Source organism: Phocoenobacter uteri (assembly GCF_900454895.1).
GTDB lineage: Bacteria > Pseudomonadota > Gammaproteobacteria > Enterobacterales > Pasteurellaceae > Phocoenobacter > Phocoenobacter uteri.
In genome coordinates this window covers 576,474-594,475 of record NZ_UGTA01000001.1, presented here as the reverse complement: position 1 = coordinate 594,475, position 18,002 = coordinate 576,474, and the positions used below count along the sequence as shown (strand labels likewise).

At 36.9% G+C, this 18,002-nt stretch carries 14 protein-coding genes; 6 read left to right on the top strand and 8 right to left on the bottom strand.

From position 1 onward, the window contains the following. The first annotated feature begins 1 nt into the window (after position 1). Positions 2-1,375, top strand: coding sequence for a Re/Si-specific NAD(P)(+) transhydrogenase subunit beta (gene pntB, locus DYE60_RS02545; protein ID WP_115315071.1), 1,374 nt, complete (start codon positions 2-4; stop codon positions 1,373-1,375). A 162-nt stretch (positions 1,376-1,537) separates the two neighbouring features. Beyond that, complete coding sequence (glnE, locus tag DYE60_RS02540) at positions 1,538-4,438, top strand: bifunctional [glutamate--ammonia ligase]-adenylyl-L-tyrosine phosphorylase/[glutamate--ammonia-ligase] adenylyltransferase (protein WP_115315070.1); 2,901 nt, start codon at positions 1,538-1,540, stop codon at positions 4,436-4,438. Between the two features lie 58 nt (positions 4,439-4,496). On the opposite strand, the gene cspE (DYE60_RS02535) is transcribed toward glnE, so the two are convergent. The 5 genes from cspE (DYE60_RS02535) to galT all read right to left on the bottom strand — a co-directional run bounded on the left by cspE (DYE60_RS02535) (position 4,497) and on the right by galT (position 8,862). After that, entirely contained in the window at positions 4,497-4,706 is a 210-nt protein-coding gene (cspE, locus tag DYE60_RS02535) for a transcription antiterminator/RNA stability regulator CspE (protein ID WP_115315069.1), read from the bottom strand. A 381-nt stretch (positions 4,707-5,087) separates the two neighbouring features. Continuing rightward, complete coding sequence (cspE, locus tag DYE60_RS02530; protein ID WP_115315068.1) at positions 5,088-5,297, bottom strand: transcription antiterminator/RNA stability regulator CspE; 210 nt, start codon at positions 5,295-5,297, stop codon at positions 5,088-5,090. Positions 5,298-5,562: 265 nt separating this feature from the next. Next, entirely contained in the window at positions 5,563-6,609 is a 1,047-nt protein-coding gene (gene galM, locus DYE60_RS02525) for a galactose-1-epimerase (protein WP_115315067.1), read from the bottom strand. Next, positions 6,603-7,760, bottom strand: a complete 1,158-nt coding sequence (gene galK / locus DYE60_RS02520) for a galactokinase (protein ID WP_115315066.1) — start codon at positions 7,758-7,760, stop codon at positions 6,603-6,605. Before galK ends, galM begins: the two co-directional genes overlap by 7 nt. A gap of 52 nt (positions 7,761-7,812) precedes the next feature. Continuing rightward, positions 7,813-8,862 carry a galactose-1-phosphate uridylyltransferase gene (gene galT / locus DYE60_RS02515; protein ID WP_115315065.1) on the bottom strand — a complete coding sequence of 350 codons (1,050 nt, stop codon included), beginning with the start codon at positions 8,860-8,862 and terminating at the stop codon, positions 7,813-7,815. Between the two features lie 235 nt (positions 8,863-9,097). Here galT and DYE60_RS02510 point away from each other — a divergent pair, with 235 nt between their 5' ends. From DYE60_RS02510 to mglC, 4 genes are all read left to right on the top strand, one after another. Beyond that, the gene (locus tag DYE60_RS02510; RefSeq protein ID WP_115315064.1) at positions 9,098-10,102 is read left to right on the top strand and encodes a substrate-binding domain-containing protein; all 1,005 of its coding nucleotides are present in this window, start codon (positions 9,098-9,100) and stop codon (positions 10,100-10,102) included. Positions 10,103-10,327: 225 nt separating this feature from the next. After that, positions 10,328-11,326, top strand: coding sequence for a galactose/glucose ABC transporter substrate-binding protein MglB (mglB, locus tag DYE60_RS02505; RefSeq protein WP_115315063.1), 999 nt, complete (start codon positions 10,328-10,330; stop codon positions 11,324-11,326). A 54-nt stretch (positions 11,327-11,380) separates the two neighbouring features. Beyond that, positions 11,381-12,907: a galactose/methyl galactoside ABC transporter ATP-binding protein MglA gene (gene mglA, locus DYE60_RS02500; RefSeq protein ID WP_115315062.1), complete on the top strand. Its 1,527-nt coding sequence runs from the start codon at positions 11,381-11,383 to the stop codon at positions 12,905-12,907. A gap of 13 nt (positions 12,908-12,920) precedes the next feature. Then, positions 12,921-13,931, top strand: coding sequence for a galactose/methyl galactoside ABC transporter permease MglC (gene mglC / locus DYE60_RS02495; protein ID WP_115315061.1), 1,011 nt, complete (start codon positions 12,921-12,923; stop codon positions 13,929-13,931). 113 nt (positions 13,932-14,044) lie between these two features. On the opposite strand, the gene pgi is transcribed toward mglC, so the two are convergent. The 3 genes from pgi to der all read right to left on the bottom strand — a co-directional run bounded on the left by pgi (position 14,045) and on the right by der (position 17,805). Next, entirely contained in the window at positions 14,045-15,685 is a 1,641-nt protein-coding gene (gene pgi / locus DYE60_RS02490) for a glucose-6-phosphate isomerase (protein WP_115315060.1), read from the bottom strand. 278 nt (positions 15,686-15,963) lie between these two features. Then, positions 15,964-16,212: a ubiquinone biosynthesis accessory factor UbiK gene (gene ubiK, locus DYE60_RS02485; RefSeq protein WP_090923173.1), complete on the bottom strand. Its 249-nt coding sequence runs from the start codon at positions 16,210-16,212 to the stop codon at positions 15,964-15,966. Between the two features lie 90 nt (positions 16,213-16,302). Continuing rightward, the gene (der, locus tag DYE60_RS02480; RefSeq protein ID WP_115315059.1) at positions 16,303-17,805 is read right to left on the bottom strand and encodes a ribosome biogenesis GTPase Der; all 1,503 of its coding nucleotides are present in this window, start codon (positions 17,803-17,805) and stop codon (positions 16,303-16,305) included. Between the last annotated feature and the right edge of the window lie 197 nt (positions 17,806-18,002).

Genomic DNA, 18,002 nt, shown 5'->3' with positions numbered 1-18,002 from the left:
TATGTCATTAGGTTTTGTACAAGCTGCTTATATTATATCGGCTCTACTTTTCATTATGAGCTTAGCAGGACTTTCTAAACACGAAACTGCCAAAGCAGGTTGTTGGTATGGTATCGTGGGTATGGGAATTGCATTATTTGTGACCATTTTTGGACCACAATCTCACGGTGTATTCTGGATCATCATTGCAATGGCAATCGGTGGTGCATTAGGTATCCGCCAAGCATTAAAAGTTGAAATGACTGAAATGCCTGAGTTAGTTGCAATCTTACACAGCTTTGTAGGTTTAGCTGCCGTATTAGTGGGCTATAACAGCTATGGTTTACACGAAGCATCAACGCCTGTTTTAGAGAATATTCATAATGTTGAAGTATTTTTAGGTATCTTCATCGGTGCGGTAACTTTCACTGGTTCATTAGTTGCATTTGGTAAATTAAACGGTAAATTAAATTCAAAAGCGTTAACTTTACCACATCGCCATAAACTAAACTTAGCCGCGCTTGTTGTTTCAGCATTATTGATGATCGCTTTCGTTAAACACCCAGAAAACTTATTCCCAGTGTTAGTAATGACAGTAATCGCACTTGCATTCGGCTGGCACTTAGTGGCATCAATCGGTGGTGCAGATATGCCAGTGGTTGTATCAATGCTAAACTCTTACTCTGGTTGGGCAGCAGCGGCAGCGGGCTTTATGCTAAACAACGACTTACTAATCATCACTGGTGCATTAGTAGGTTCATCAGGTGCGATTCTTTCTTACATTATGTGTAAAGCAATGAACCGCTCGTTCATCAGCGTAATCGCAGGTGGATTTGGTAACGATGTTCAAGTTTCTTCTGATGAAGAACAAGGTGAACACCGCGAAACAACCGCAGAAGAAGTGGCTGAAATGCTTAAAAATGCAAGCTCTGTGGTTATCACACCAGGATACGGAATGGCAGTTGCTCAAGCACAGTACCCTGTTGCAGATTTAACCCAACGCTTACGTGATTTAGGTGTAGAAGTACGTTTTGCAATCCACCCTGTTGCAGGTCGTTTACCTGGTCATATGAACGTGTTATTAGCAGAGGCAAAAGTGCCTTATGATATCGTACTTGAAATGGACGAAATCAACGATGACTTATCTTCAACAGAAGTGGTATTAGTTATCGGTGCAAACGACACAGTAAACCCAGCAGCAATGGAAGATCCAAACAGCCCAATCGCAGGAATGCCAGTGTTAGAAGTATGGAATGCGTCAAATGTTATCGTATTCAAACGCTCAATGGCTGTAGGCTATGCAGGGGTTCAAAACCCATTATTCTTTAAAGATAACACTCAAATGTTATTCGGCGATGCGAAAGATCGTGTTGATGACATTTTAAAAGCGTTATAATTTATCGATATTAAAGTGAAATCTAAAATACCGTTATTGAAAAATAGCGGTATTTTTTTATCTATTTTTTACCAAAAAAATTTTTAGTGTGAAATATTTCTTTATATACTTAATGAAATTTATTATAAAATACATTATTCACAAAAAATAAAGGGAAATACTATGTGTACCAATCTAAATAATCAAGCAAAACAAAAACTTAACCAATTATTTGAACAGCATAGTATTCCTAAAAATTTGCAAAACCCTGAAAAAATCACACCGCTTATTACGAGCATTGCGATGTCTGATTTTGTGTTTAAACAACTTCAAAAACAACCTGATTTATTGCTTGATTGGTTACAGCAATTCCCAATACTTAAAACCTCAAACGACTATCACAGTGAATTATCACAACGCCTTGAAAATCTTACTGATGAGCCCCTTTTTCATCAAGCATTACGCTTATATCGCCATCGAGAAATGGCAAATCTTAGCTTTTTGCAATCCAATAAACTTGCCTCTGTGGAACAGGTTTTTAATGCGTTATCAGAATTAGCCGAAGCCTTGATTTTAAATGCCAGAAATTGGTTATTTGCTCGTTTATGTGAAGAAATCGGCACGCCTAAAAATTCACTGGGCGAAATCCAAGAATTGATTATTCTCGGTATGGGAAAATTAGGTGGTGGCGAGTTAAACTTTTCTTCGGATATTGACCTGATTTTTTGTTATCCCGATCAAGGTCAAACAGAAGGAGGACGCAAATCAATTACCAATTATCAGTTTTTTACTCGCTTGGGACAGCGTTTAATTCAAGCCTTAGATCAAATTACTATTGATGGTTTTGTGTACCGAACCGATATGCGATTACGCCCCTTTGGTGAAAGTGGTGCGTTGGTGTTTAGCTTTGACGCACTAGAAGATTATTATCAAGAACAAGGGCGAGATTGGGAACGTTATGCAATGATTAAAGCAAAAATTCTCGGCGAAGATCCAACAAATGTTAATCATCGCTACCTTACCCAACTGCTCCGCCCTTTTGTGTATCGCCGATATTTAGATTTTAGTGCCATTCAATCGCTAAGAGAAATGAAACAAAAAATCACTCGTGAAGTGGTTCGCCGTAACCTAACAGACAATATCAAGCTCGGGGCTGGCGGTATTCGTGAGATTGAATTTATCGTGCAAACCTTTCAAATGATTCGTGGTGGGCGTAATAAAACGTTACGTTCTCGCAGTCTGTTGCAAAATCTGAGTGAATTTGAACAGCAACAAATTCTCAACCGCGAGCAAATTACACACCTTTATCACGCTTACATTTTTTTACGCCAAGTGGAAAATGTGTTGCAGGCCATTGATGATAAACAAACTCAAACTTTGCCGAGTGATGAAACGGATCAGTCACGCCTAATTTTTGCGTGTCAGTATTTTATACAAGGCGATCAACAGATTGATTATCCGATTTCTGACTGGCAAAGTTTTATGGCGGTTTTACACCAACATCAAACCAATGTAAGGGCAATTTTTAATCAAATTATTGGCGAAGAACCACAAGAAATAGAACAAGAAGATGAGCCAAATTTAGTCTTTTGGCGAGATCTTTTGCACTACCCTATTCCTGAACAAGAGTTAGATAACCTTGTTAATCATTATAAAGTTAAAACTGATGATCTTGCTGACATTTTGCAACATTTGAATTCTGCCTTACAAGAATGGAGAAAAAAACCGATTGGGGGGCGTGGTAGAAATGTGTTAAATAAGCTAATGCCGAGAGTAATGGACAGCGTTTTTCAGCAAGCGGATTATCTCGTATTACTGCCAAGATTGCTTAATATTCTTGATAAAATCACACTTCGTACCACTTATTTAGAGCTTTTATTGGAAAATAAGCACGTTTTACCCCGTTTGATTTTACTCTGTGGCAAGTCAGTAATGGTCGCTAAACAAATTGCTCGCCACCCAATGCTGCTAGATGAGTTTATTTTAAAAGGAAAAATTAGCTGTTTAAACACGAAAATTGCCTATCAGCAAGCCCTATCTGACTATTTACTACGCATTTCAGAAGATGATGAAGAGCAGCTAATCGATTCATTACGTCAATTTAAGCAAACGCAACTACTAAATATTGCTACCGCTGATATTCTCGGCGAATTACCAGTAATGAAAATTAGCGATCAACTGACTTATTTAGCAGAAACGATCATTTATTCAGTGGTTAATATCGCTTGGAAATTACTCACCAAACGCTTTGGTTATCCGAATCATCTCACAGAAAATCAGTGTGATTTTACGGTGATTGCCTATGGAAAATTAGGGGGCATTGAACTAGGCTATAATTCTGATTTAGATTTGGTATTTTTACACCAAGCACCGATAAATGGAATGACTGTTAATGGTAAAAAATCGATTTCTAGCCAACAGTTCTATTTAAAATTAGCCAAAAAAATTAACTCTATTTTTAGTTTAAACACCACGTCTGGGATTTTATATGAAATTGATATGCGATTACGCCCTTCTGGTGAATCTGGGTTGCTTATCAGTTCATTTGAGGCTTACGAGGATTATCAGCACAATGAAGCGTGGACGTGGGAAAATCAAGCGTTAGTACGTAGCCGTTGTGTTTATGGCACAGAACAACATCAGCAACAATTTGAAAAAATCCGCCAAAGTGTACTGAAAAAAGAACGAGTAAGCGGTCATTTAAAACAAGAAATTTGCAATATGCGACAAAAAATGTATCAACATTTAACCTCTCAGTCTGCAAATCGCTTTCATCTAAAACGAGATCAAGGTGGAATTACCGATATTGAATTTATTGCTCAATATTTAGTGCTAAATTACGCCCATCAATATCCTGAAATGGCAGTGTGGTCGGATAATGTACGTATTTTTGATACCGCAATGGAATGCAATACTTTAACAAAAGAACAAGGAAAACAGTTAAAAGAGTGCTATACGACGCTACGTAATAAAATTCATCATCTTAATTTACAAGGAAAACATAGTTTGGTTAAGAATGATCAATTTAAAGCAGAAAGGGAATTTGTGATTGAAATTTGGGATAAATTGCTTTCTATCAAATAAGCATAAAAAAAGCCTCTTATTAAAAGAGGCTTTTTAAGAAATCTGTATTAGTAGCTAATTAGATAACTTTTACGTCAATCGCAGCTGGGCCACGTTGGCTATCTTGAACGCTGAATTCAACGTTATCATTTTCATTTAATGATCTGTAGTTATCACCAACGATACCTGAAAAGTGAACGAATACATCTTTTCCACCATTAGATGGAGTGATGAAACCAAAACCTTTATCAGAGTTAAACCATTTTACGATACCAGTTAATTTAGACATGTGTCTTCCTTATTTTTAAAAATTTATTGAAATGCTTGAATATTCAAGCGGCAAAACTAATCACTTTATAAATGTAGATGGATATTAAAAGGACTATCAAGAAATAAAGTAAAAACTTTGAAATGATGAGGAAGAACTATAATAACTAACTTTTTTAACTGCTCTTAGCTAGGTCTGTATTAGAACACGTCTATAAAATAAAAGCAAGCTATTTATGACATTTAATTTTATATTTAAAAATAAACAATTTAAAACAATGGGTTACGAACAAACTCTTCTTAAAAGCACAGAACCTAAGTTAAAATATAACAAATATATTTTATAACCATAAAAAAGCCTCTTATAAAAAGAGGCTTTTAAGAAATCTGTATCAGCAGTTAATTAGATAACTTTTACTTCAACCGCAGCTGGACCACGTTGGCTGTCTTGAACTTCAAATTCAACATTATCGTTTTCATTTAATGTTCTGTAGTTATCACCAACGATTCCTGAAAAGTGAACGAATACATCTTTTCCGCCGTTAGATGGAGTGATGAAACCAAAACCTTTCTCAGAGTTGAACCATTTTACGATACCAGTTAATTTAGACATAGGTCTTCCTTATTTTTAAAAATTTACTTAAATGCTTGAAAATTCAAGCGACAACGCTAATCACTTTATAAATAAAGATAGATATTAACACTGCTTTCAATAAATAAAGTAAAACTTTTAATTTGGAAAAACTATAATAACTAACTTTTTAACTACTCTTAGCTAGGTACGCATTAGAGCATACCCCTCATATTAAAGCAAACAGTTTTCATCGTTAATGTGACATTTATCTCAATTTTTTCAAAAAGATAGCTCAAGCGTTCAATTATTGATCAACAATACTCTTTTTTACAAATTTAAAAATTGTTTTTTGCTTATATTTTTCTCCTGCTTTAACAATGCCACCATATTTTTGCCATTCTAAATGGTTAGGTGTATCAGGTAGTGCTTGGGTTTCTAGTGCAATTCCTGAGCAATCTTTATACTTTTCATTACAACGATTCGGTGTTCCTGCAAGATAATTCCCCGTATAAACTTGTAATGCAGACTGCGAAGTGAATACTTGTAATTGTAATGCGTTATCTGAGGCAGTTAAAATCGCACAAGGTTGATCACTTTTTTGATTTAATAAGAAAGAATGATCATAGCCTTTGGTTAGCTCTTGCTCTTCTTTCAAAAATTCTTTACCAATCACTTTTTCATTCCTAAAATCAAAACTAGTGTTTTCAACGGCTTTTAAAGGGGCATTTGGAATACCTTCCTTATCAACAGGTAAAAAATAGTCTGCATTTAGCTGTAATTTATGATTGCGAATATCCGTCCCTAGCTCCGCATTATCTAAATTAAAATAACTATGATTGGTTAAATTCAGTGGCGTATCTTGGTCAGACTCCCCTTCAAATTCAATTTTTACTTCATTATTTTCTGTTAAATGATAAGTCACAAAAACCGTTACATTACCACCAAATCCTTGATCGCCATCTTCTGAAAAGAGTGAAAACGTGACTGAATTTTCACTTTTCTGTTTTAGATCCCAACGTCTATGGCTAAATCCATTACCACCGTGTAACTGGTGCTTACCTTGATTAGCAACTAATTTATATTCCTTACCATTTAATTGAAAGCTCGCATTGGCAATACGGTTCGCATAACGCCCCACTGTCGCACCCAAATACACCTGTTGCAGAGGATAATCCTGTGGTTGGCAACCTAATAACACTTCTTTTGGCTGATGATTAACAGGCACTTTGCACGACACCCACGTTGCACCCCAATCCATTACTTGAACGGACATTCCATTGCCATTCGTTAAAGTAAATAGGTGAAAAGGTTGGTTGTCAGGCGCTATGCCAGTGACGGTTTCCGTTAGCATACTGATACCCCTTGTGATGCAGTACAAACATAGAAAGTCTCTTTTAAGCCTGTTTGTTTTTGGTAATTATCTGCAATAATTTTTTGGACGGCTTCCACTTTTTCCGTTGGTGCAATCGCCACAATACAGCCACCAAAGCCACCGCCTGTCATTCTTGCCCCCCCTGTTGAGCCAATCACGACTTGAGCTAATTCCACTAAATAATCAATTTCAGGCACGGTAATTTCAAAATCATCTCGCATTGAATCGTGGGAAGCATACATCAATTTGCCCAATAAGGTTAAATCACCTTTTTCTAAGGCTTGCACCGCGTCTAATACACGTTGATTTTCAGTGACCACGTGTCTTGCTCGTTTTGCCATTTCAGGATCGCAAGCGGTCAATTCTTGTTCTCTTTTTGCAAATTCTTCAATAGACACATCTCGCAATGCTTTTACACCAAAAAATTCAGCTGCTTTTTCACATTGCTGGCGACGAGTGTTATATTCCCCCGTTACCAAATCGTGTTTCACATTTGAATTTACAATCATCACAGCAACATCTTGTGGCACTGGCGTTGGTTTGGTTTCTAAGCTACGACAATCAATCATCAATAAATTATCTTTTTGCCCTAATGCTGAAATTAGCTGATCCATATTGCCACAATTTGCACCCACAAATTGATTCTCCGCTTTCTGCCCGATTAACGCAATTTCAGTATGAGAAAGTGAAAGATTGCCTAATTGCTGACAGAATTTTCCTACCGCCACTTCTAATGATGCCGAAGAACTCAAACCCGATGATAAAGGTACATTGCCACTGATGACTAAATCTGCCCCCTGTTTAAATTCAGGGCAACGCTCTTGAATAAATTTAACCACACCACGTACATAGCCTGTCCATTTAGCTTTACTATTTTTTGTGATCGGTTGGCTTAAATCAAATTCATCAAACTGATCTAAATCAGCTGCATAGACTTTGAAAATCGTATCATTACGTTTTACTCCGCTGATTGCCGTTCCATAGTTGATCGCACAAGGCATAACAAAGCCATCATTATAATCAGTATGTTCACCAATCACATTGACTCGCCCTGGTGCATACACACACAATGTTGGATCTTGATTAAATTTCTCAATAAATAATTGTTTAGATTTTTCAACTGGTTGCATAATGAGTTCCTCTTTTTGCAAATTTTGATTCAAAAATGACCGCTTATAATGACTATTCCGCCTGTAATTTATAATGTACGTCTGGCAATGCTCTTAATCGTTCAGCCGCTTGCTCTGCCGTTAAATCTCGCTGACTTTCTGCCAGCATTTCATAGCCCACCATAAATTTACGTACCGTTGCACTGCGTAGTAAAGGCGGATAGAAATGGGCGTGTAGCTGCCAATGTTCATTCTCTTTGCCATTAAAAGGTGCAGCGTGAAAGCCCATTGAGTAAGGGAATGAAATACCAAATAAATTATCGTATTTGGTTGTTAGCTGTTTTAACGCAAGGGCTAAATCAACTTCCTGAGCAGGGGTTAAATCGGTTAAACGTTTAATATGCTGTTTTGGAAGTAGCAAGGTTTCAAATGGCCATACCGCCCAATAAGGCACAACCGCTACCCAATATTCTGTTTCTACCACAATACGTTCTTTTAGTTCTAACTCACGATTGACGTAGTCCATTAAAAGCACTGAATGATGTTTTTTCAAATATTCAGCCTGTGTTTTATCCGCTTGGGCGACTTCATTTGGTAAGAAATTACTTGCCCAAATTTGACCGTGTGGGTGTGGATTTGAACAACCCATTGCGGCTCCTTTATTCTCAAAAATTTGTACCCATTGATATTTTTGACCTAATTCCTGCAACTGCCCTTGCCACGTTTTGATCACTTCGGTGATTTCATCAATCGTCAATAAAGGTAATGTTTTACTGTGATCCGGTGAGAAGCAAACGACTCGGCTTTCTCCCTGTGCCTGTGAACTTTGAAATAGGGGATCTTGCTGCTGTTGAGGGGCGGGAGTATCACTTAAAAGAGCTGAAAAATCATTTTTAAATACGAAAGGTTGAGTATAAGCGGGATTTTGTTCCCCTGTAATGCGTTTATTACTCGGGCATAAATAGCAGTTCGGATCATAACTTGGTTTATTCTCTTCCACCACTTTCTCTTGCTGACCTTGCCAAGGGCGTTTTGCTCGGTGAGGTGAAACTAAAACCCATTGATCTGTCAAGGGGTTATAACGACGATGCGGGTGTTCGGTTGGGTCAAATAAATGTTCCATACTATCTCCTTAAAAACAATTTTAAAATTCACTGTAAACGGTTACATTTTATTTTTGTATAAAATAGCACATCTAGATAAATAAACTATGATCTATGTCACATTTTTACAAATTTAATCAAAAATAATACCGCTTGTTGCTATAAAACACTCAATCGGAAAAGTAATCGCTTTCAATTTATATGCTTTTTTATTATGATGTCATCATTATTTCATTCTCAAATTAAGAGCGATATATGGTCACTATCCGTGATGTTGCAAAATTAGCGGGCGTCTCTGTTGCAACAGTGTCAAGAGTATTAAACAATTCAATTTCAAGTGAAAAATCTCGACTTGCTGTATTACAAGCTGTTGAAAAACTCGAATATTCTCCTAATGCAAATGCACAGGCTCTTGCATTGAAAAATACTGATACCATTGGGGTTGTCGTGACCGACGTAACCGACTCTTTCTTTGCAATTCTCGTTAAAGCCGTTGATCAAGTCGCCTCTGAGTATGGTAAAAGTATTTTAATTGGCATTGGTTATCACAATGCGGAGAAAGAAAAAAATGCGATTGATACCTTATTGCGTAAACGTTGTAGTTGCTTGGTGGTACATAGCAAAGCCTTAGATGATAAGACGCTTAAAAATTATTTGGATAATGTACCCAGTATGGTCATTATCAACCGTGTCATAAAAGGGTATGAGCATCGTTGCGTCAATTTAGATAATCAGCGTGGCACATTTTTAGCAACAGAAACCCTCATCTCTTTAGGGCATAAAAAAATTGGTTACATAGGCTCTAATCATAATATTTCCGACGAAGAAGAACGTCGAAATGGGTATTTAGATGCACTAAAAACCTATCAACTCAATAAATTAAATAGTGCAATCGTACATACTTCGCCTGATTTTGATGGTGGCGAAAAAGCAATGATTGAGTTATTAAGTTATCATTCAGATCTCACTGCAGTAGTGACCTATAACGACAATATCGCCGCAGGGGCATTGTCGGTTTTAAATGAAAATAATATTAAAGTGCCAGAACAGTTTTCAGTTATTGGCTTTGATGATATGCCGATTGCTCGCTATCTTATTCCCAAATTAACCACCATTCGCTATCCTATTGATTTAATGGCAAGTTATGCTGCAAAACTAGCATTGAATCTTGCCGATAAAACGTTTGAATGCCCTTCTTATGTTCAGTTCAAACCAACCTTAGTGAAACGGTTTTCAATTGAAAATGCACCGAAAAAGTAGCATCCACAACGTTTTTTGTGATCTAGATCGTATTGTATAATTTTTTTTTGCAAACGTTTTCATAATTGTGAAACAGATCACAGAATTGTTTAAAAAATTACAGTATTATGCCGAGCAATTATCCAATTCTGAGACGGATAAGTTCAACTATTGATAATAAAAACTTTTAATATCAATAAAAACAATACTTTGTATTACAAACATTTTTCAGTGGAGAAACACATTATGAAAAAAACGCTTTTAAGTGCAGTAGCATTAGCAGTCGGTTTTGGTTCAGTCGCAACAGCATCAGCAGCTGATATGCCTATCGGTGTAACCATTTACAAATACGACGATAACTTTATGGCGTTGATGCGTCAAGAAATTGAAAAAGAAGCGAATGCACTTGGTGGCATTGAGTTAAGTATGAATGACTCTCAAAACCAACAGTCAATCCAAAATGACCAAATTGATGGTCTGCTTTCAAGAGATCCTATCGTAAAAGCATTAGCAATCAACTTAGTTGACCCAGGTGCAGCAAAAACTGTTATCCGTAAAGCAAAAGGCGACGATGTTCCAATCGTGTTCTTCAACCGTGATCCAGGTAATGCAGCACTTGATACTTATGATAAAGCTTACTTTGTAGGAACAAACCCTGAAGAGTCTGGTGTAATGCAAGGTCAATTGATTGCTAAACAATGGAAAGCACATCCTGAATTTGACTTAAATAAAGATGGTAAAATCCAATATGCTTTATTAAAAGGCGAACCTGGACACCCAGATGCTGAAGCACGTACTAAATTTGTTATCAAAGAATTAAACGATCAAGGTTTCAAAACTGAAGAACTCTTTATCGATACCGGTATGTGGGATGCTTCAATGGCTAAAGATAAAATGCAATCTTGGTTATCTAATCCTAAAGGTAAAGATATTGAAGTTGTTATCTGTAACAACGATGGTATGGCAATGGGTGCATTCAATGCAATCAAAGCCGCAGGTAAACAATTACCAATCTTCGGTGTGGATGCTCTTCCTGAAGTTTTACAAATGGTGAAAAAAGGTGAAATTTTAGGTACTGTTCTTAATGATGGTGTAAACCAAGGTAAAGCTGTTATGCAACTTTCTAAAAACTTAGCAAGTGGCAAAGTGCCAACTGAAGGTATGAGCTATCAAATGAAGGATAAACGTATTAACGTTCCTTATGTTGCAATTGATGCAGACAACTTAAATGAATTCTTAAAATAATTTGTAATATATTGGAGGGGATTTATATCCCCTTTTTTTTGATAGAGGTTGAATATGACAGCACAAAACACAGCATCAATACCTAAAGGTGAAGTGCTACTTGAAATGACAAATGTCAGTAAAACCTTTCCTGGAGTAAAAGCACTTGACCAAGCAAATTTAACAGTACGGTCCTACTCGGTTCACGCACTAATGGGTGAAAATGGAGCAGGAAAGTCAACTTTATTAAAGTGTTTATTTGGTATTTATGCCAAAGATGAAGGGGAAATCCTCTTTTTAGGAAAGCCAACAGATTTTAAAACATCAAAAGAAGCCCTTGAAAACGGGATATCAATGGTTCACCAAGAACTAAATTTAGTTCGTCAACAAAGCGTTATGGATAATATCTGGCTGGGACGCTACCCAACCAAAGGTGGTTTCATTGATCATAAAAAAATGTATAACGATACAAAAGTCATCTTTGATGAGCTAGATATTAACGTTGATCCAAAAGAAAAAGTCGGTAAATTATCCGTTTCACAAATGCAGATGATTGAAATTGCAAAAGCGTTTTCTTATAACGCTAAAATTGTAATTATGGATGAACCAACATCTTCCCTTTCAGAAAAAGAAGTGGATCATCTCTTTAAAATTATCAAAAAATTACAAGATCGTGGCTGTGGCATTATCTACATTTCTCACAAAATGGATGAAATCTTCAAAATTTGCGATGAAGTGACAATCTTACGAGACGGTAAATGGATCAACACTGTCAATGTCGCAGATTGCACGATGGATGATATCGTTTCAATGATGGTAGGTCGTGAATTAACACAACGTTTCCCACCAAAAACCAATACGCCAAAAGAAGTAATTTTAGAGGTCGAAGGACTCACTGCAACAAACCAGCCATCCATCCAAGATGTCAGTTTTAACCTACACAAAGGTGAAGTTTTAGGTATTGCAGGCTTAGTGGGTGCAAGACGAACCGATATTGTCGAAACAATTTTTGGTGTGCGTGAGAAAAAATCGGGAACGATAAAATTACACGACAAAATTGTTAAAAATCGTACCGCTTTAGAAGCCATTAACAATGGATTTGCCCTAGTAACCGAAGAACGTCGTTCTACTGGTATTTATGCAAACTTAAGTATTGAATTTAACTCGTTAATTTCTAATATGAAATCCTATTTAGGTTCTCTTGGATTATTGAGTAATAAAAAAATGAAAAGCGATACCCAATGGGTTATCGATTCAATGAATGTGAAAACGCCCTCTCATCAAACAACAATTGGCTCACTTTCAGGGGGTAACCAACAAAAAGTGGTTATTGGTCGTTGGCTACTGACCCAACCTGAAATTTTGATGCTTGATGAGCCTACTCGTGGTATTGATATCGGTGCAAAATTTGAAATTTATCAGCTCATCTTAGATCTCGCTAAAAAAGATAAAGGTATCATTATGATTTCATCAGAAATGCCGGAGCTTTTAGGTGTAACGGATCGAATCTTAGTAATGAGTAACGGAAAAGTTGCGGGTATCGTCAACACAGCAGAAACCTCGCAAGAAGAAATTTTGCAATTAGCGGCTAAATATTTATAAAAGGAACAGCATTATGTCAGCCTTAAAACAAAACAAATCTCTTGATTTTTTAAAACAAAATGCAATTTATTTTGTATTATTGATCTTACTTACTGTGATTATTTCACAAGATTCAAGCTTTTTAAGTTTACGTAACTTTAGTAATATCTTAACCCAATCATCAGTACGTCTTATCATCGCTCTTGGGGTAGCAGGATTGCTTGTTACACAAGGAACCGACTTATCAGCAGGTCGCCAAGTAGGTCTTACTGCGGTAGTCTCTGCAACATTATTACAATCACTTGATAACGTAAACCGTGTTTTCCCTGATTTAGGCGAAATTCCAATTCCAGTGGTTATTTTAATCGTCTGTGCGATTGGTGCAATTATCGGCTTAATCAATGGTCTCGTTATTGCGGTGCTAAACGTAACCCCATTCATTGCAACCTTAGGGACAATGATCATCGTTTACGGTATTAACTCTCTATACTATGATGCTGTTGGTGCTTCACCAATCGCTGGATTTAGTGATGCCTTCCTAGATTTCACCCAAAACTTCTTTAGAATAGGTTCATTTAAACTCTCCTATATCACCATTTATGCTGCCATTATTACCGTGTTAGTTTGGATTATGTGGAACAAAACCCGCTTTGGTAAAAATATCTTTGCTATCGGTGGTAACCCAGAAGCCGCTCGTGTATCAGGGGTAAACGTAACTCGCAACCTCATCGTCATCTATATGATCGCAGGTATGTTATACGCTTTCGCTGGTATGCTTGAAGGTGGACGTGTAGGTAGTGCAACCAACAACTTAGGTTTTATGTACGAACTTGATGCCATCGCAGCCTGTGTGGTTGGGGGCGTATCCTTCGCGGGTGGTGTGGGTACTGTTGCTGGTGTGGTAACAGGGGTACTTATCTTCACCCTCATCAACTACGGCTTAACCTATATCGGTGTAAACCCATACTGGCAATACATCATCAAAGGTAGCATTATCATCTTTGCTGTTGCGATTGATAGCTTAAAATATGCGAAGAAAAAATAATTTTTGTAAATAGTTAAAAATAAATGACCGCTTATCTTCATTAAATAAGCGGTCATTTTTTTATTAAATTTTACTAAATTACTTCAACGTAGTTTAGTTTAATAAAAAGTAGACTAACGCCAAGCCTTAAACTGATTGATCAAACCATTGGTTGAACTATCGTGGCTTGCAATCGTTTCATCATTTTCAAGCTCTGGAAGAATACGGTTCGCTAATTGTTTACCTAATTCAACGCCCCATTGGTCAAAGCTATAAATGTTGAAAATAACACCTTGTACGAAAATTTTATGCTCATACATCGCAATCAATGCACCTAAACTATAAGGTGTGATTTTCTGTACTAAAATTGAGTTAGTTGGACGGTTACCTTCAAACACTTTGAATGGTACGATTTCCGCTACTTCTTCAAGGGTTTTACCTGCGTCTAAAAACTCTTTTTCCACCACTTCTTTTGATTTACCAAACGCTAATGCTTCTGTTTGGGCGAAGAAGTTTGACAGTAATTTACTGTGATGATCCGACACTTGGTTGTGTGTTTGTGCCGGTGCAATAAAATCACAAGGAATGATTTTTGTGCCTTGATGGATCAACTGATAGAAAGCGTGCTGACCATTTGTACCTGGTTCGCCCCAAATAATTGGGCCTGTTTGATGTGTCACCACTTTGCCATCACGTCCAACATATTTACCGTTCGATTCCATATTTCCTTGTTGGAAGTATGCCGCAAAGCGGTGTAAGTATTGATCATAAGGTAAAATTGCTTCAGTTTCAGCCCCTAAGAAATTGCTGTTCCAAATACCAATTAAGGCTAAAAGTGTTGGGATATTTTGCTCAACAGGTGCAGTTAAGAAGTGATTATCCATTGCGTGTGCCCCTTCAAGCAACTGCTCAAAGTTTTCAAAACCAATAGATAACGCAATTGAAAGCCCGATTGCTGACCATAATGAATAACGTCCGCCAACCCAGCTCCAGAATTCAAACATATTTTCAGTATCAATACCAAATTTTGCGACTTCGGTTGCATTAGTTGAAAGTGCCACGAAGTGTTTCGCTACTGCACTTTCATCTTTCGCACTTGCTAATAACCAATCACGTGCTGAGTGTGCATTCGTCATTGTTTCCTGTGTTGTGAAGGTTTTTGATGCCACTAACACAAGCGTCGTTTCAGGGTTGCATTTTTTCAAGGTTTCTGCAATGTGTGTACCGTCCACGTTAGACACAAAGTGCATTGTTAAATGATTTTTATATGGACGTAACGCTTCAGTTACCATATAAGGACCTAAATCTGAACCACCGATACCAATGTTAATTACATCAGTAATCGCTTTATCTGTATAACCTTTCCACTCGCCAGAAATTACACGCTCACAAAATCCTTTCATTTTTGCTAGCACAGCATTTACTTCTGGCATTACATCGCTACCGTCCACCATAATTGGCGTATTCGCACGATTACGCAATGCAGTATGCAATACCGCACGATCTTCGGTACGGTTAATTTTTTGACCAGAGAACATCGCTTGTTTTGCAGATTCAAGCTGACACTCTTTCGCTAATTTATACAATAAATCTAAGGTTGTTTGATTGATCGCATTTTTTGAAAAATCCACTAACATTTGATCTTCAAATTGACGTGAATAGCTATCAAAACGCTGATTATCCTGTGCGAATAACTCTGCGATAGTTAAATTTTCCGCTTTATGCTGCTCTAATTGAGACCATGCAGCCGTTTGAACTGGATTGATATTTTTCATTTATTTTCCTTATTTTATATTTAATATTGAAATTGTTACTTTAATTTGAGCTGTGATTCTAGCTGAATTATCTTGTTATTTTAATTTATTAGTGTAATCAGTAATTTCAATCATCATTTCTCAAAATGAGGATATTTTTAAACAGATTGCGATACTAAAACAAAGCCAACTTATTACCAACACTAATATCAATAAAATTTTTGTAGGAACAAAGCATACTTTAACGCTACAAAAATATAATCAGCAATATTTGTAAATTCTACAAAAAATACAACCGCTTATTTCTGCTCTGTTGAACTCATTTCATCTAAGCGTTTTTCTAATTCGTTTAATTTTTCACGGGTACGCAATAAAACTTGTGATTGCACATCAAATTCCTCACGGGTTACCACGTCTAATTTTGATAATTGAGCTTGTAAAATTTGTTTGAATTTTTCTTCTAAATCGCTACCCACATTTTTTAAGCCTTGTGGTAATGAATTATGAAGTTGTTGGGCGATATTTTCTAATTTTTTAGGATCTAACATTCTTTTCTCCTTGCTAATTAAAGAGATAAGCGGTGATATTTTTGTAAAAATTTACAATTTTATGACCGCTTACCTCTTACTTTTGACTAATTATTTTTTACTTTTCTTAATAAATTTCATCAAACGTTTACGTTTTCTTAATTGATTTGGTGTCAATTTATTACGTTTGCCCGCAAATGGGTTGTCGCCTTCTTGGAATTGAATGCGAATTGGCGTACCGATAATTTTCAAGCTTTTACGGAAATAGTTTGATAAATAACGTTTGTAAGAATCGGCTAATTTTTCTAGCTGATTACCATGCACCACAATAATCGGCGGATTATAACCACCTGGATGAGCATATTTTAATTTCACTCGGCGACCATTCACTAATGGTGGCTGATGATCATCAACGGCAATCTTTAATACTCGAGTAAGCATCGAAGTTGTCATTTTTTGTGTTGCACAGCCGTAAGCCTCTTTGATTGAGTCAAACAAGTTACCCACACCACTACCGTGCAATGCTGAGATAAAATGAACACGAGCAAAATCAATAAAATTCAAACGGCGATCTAATTCTGATTTTACAAATTCTTTATCATCGTGAGTCATTCCGTCCCATTTATTCACCACAATCACAAGTGAACGACCCGCATTTAAAATAAAGCCTAACAATGATAAATCTTGATCTGAAATCCCTTCACGAGCATCAATGGTTAATAACACCACGTTTGCGTCTTGAATCGCTTTTAAGGTTTTGATTACCGAGAATTTTTCAACGGCTAAATTTACCTTACCACGCTTACGCACACCAGCGGTGTCAATAATCGTATAATGCTGATCATCACGTTCCATTGGGATATAAATGCTGTCACGCGTTGTACCCGGTAAATCGTAAACCACCACACGATCTTCGCCTAAAATTCGGTTGGTTAAGGTTGATTTTCCGACATTTGGACGACCGACAATCGCAATCTTGATATTTTGATCTTCTTCTTGCTCTTCATTTAAAGCTTCATCTAATAATGCTCTATCTTCTTCATTATTGAAATCAAAATCACTTTCCCACTCATCAACCTCTTCCGTTTCTACTTCCTCCGATTCAACAGCTTGTTCTACCTTTTCCGCCAAAGGAATCAATACTTGCTCGATAAGTTGGTTTACGCCACGCCCTTGTGATGCGGCAATTTGTTCAATTTCACCTAAGCCAAGTTGATAAAATTCTGCACAATGTGAATTTGCATCAATGCCATCCACTTTATTTGCGACCACAACAGTGGTTTTTTCACGGGTACGCAAATATTGAGCGATCCCCAAATCCGCTGGTACTAAGCCCGCTCTTGCATCCACCATAAAAAAGACGATATCGGCTTCTTCAATCGCTTGTAACGATTGTTCTGCCATTTTTTCTTCAACGCCCTCTTCCGTACCGTCAATACCGCCGGTATCAATCACGATAAAATCGTGTCCGTTGATATGAGCTTGACCGTATTTACGATCTCGAGTTAAACCTGGAAAGTCTGCAACAAGTGCATCACGAGTACGCGTTAAGCGATTAAAAAGCGTGGATTTTCCCACATTTGGACGCCCAACGAGCGCAATAACAGGTGTCATATAAATTTTTACCTTTAATAATTTCTTTAATAGCCTCGTATTATAACAAAAATCACCAAATTATATATGACTATTTTTAGCAGATTAAAATAACTACAAATTTTTAAGCAAACGATTACGCAAACGATTGCCTTAATAAAAAAAGTAGTATAAGATCCGCTCTGTCTTCACTTAATCTTTCACTTAAAAAGGAAAAA

What these genes read in the sequence shown, in the direction of transcription:
- pntB (WP_115315071.1), top strand. Translation starts at nt 2, where the DNA reads ATGTCATTAGGTTTTGTACAAGCTGCTTATATTATATCGGCTCTACTT.
- glnE (WP_115315070.1), top strand. Translation starts at nt 1,538, where the DNA reads ATGTGTACCAATCTAAATAATCAAGCAAAACAAAAACTTAACCAATTA.
- cspE (WP_115315069.1), bottom strand. Translation starts at nt 4,706, where the DNA reads ATGTCTAAATTAACTGGTATCGTAAAATGGTTTAACTCTGATAAAGGT.
- cspE (WP_115315068.1), bottom strand. Translation starts at nt 5,297, where the DNA reads ATGTCTAAATTAACTGGTATCGTAAAATGGTTCAACTCTGAGAAAGGT.
- galM (WP_115315067.1), bottom strand. Translation starts at nt 6,609, where the DNA reads ATGCTAACGGAAACCGTCACTGGCATAGCGCCTGACAACCAACCTTTT.
- galK (WP_115315066.1), bottom strand. Translation starts at nt 7,760, where the DNA reads ATGCAACCAGTTGAAAAATCTAAACAATTATTTATTGAGAAATTTAAT.
- galT (WP_115315065.1), bottom strand. Translation starts at nt 8,862, where the DNA reads ATGGAACATTTATTTGACCCAACCGAACACCCGCATCGTCGTTATAAC.
- DYE60_RS02510 (WP_115315064.1), top strand. Translation starts at nt 9,098, where the DNA reads ATGGTCACTATCCGTGATGTTGCAAAATTAGCGGGCGTCTCTGTTGCA.
- mglB (WP_115315063.1), top strand. Translation starts at nt 10,328, where the DNA reads ATGAAAAAAACGCTTTTAAGTGCAGTAGCATTAGCAGTCGGTTTTGGT.
- mglA (WP_115315062.1), top strand. Translation starts at nt 11,381, where the DNA reads ATGACAGCACAAAACACAGCATCAATACCTAAAGGTGAAGTGCTACTT.
- mglC (WP_115315061.1), top strand. Translation starts at nt 12,921, where the DNA reads ATGTCAGCCTTAAAACAAAACAAATCTCTTGATTTTTTAAAACAAAAT.
- pgi (WP_115315060.1), bottom strand. Translation starts at nt 15,685, where the DNA reads ATGAAAAATATCAATCCAGTTCAAACGGCTGCATGGTCTCAATTAGAG.
- ubiK (WP_090923173.1), bottom strand. Translation starts at nt 16,212, where the DNA reads ATGTTAGATCCTAAAAAATTAGAAAATATCGCCCAACAACTTCATAAT.
- der (WP_115315059.1), bottom strand. Translation starts at nt 17,805, where the DNA reads ATGACACCTGTTATTGCGCTCGTTGGGCGTCCAAATGTGGGAAAATCC.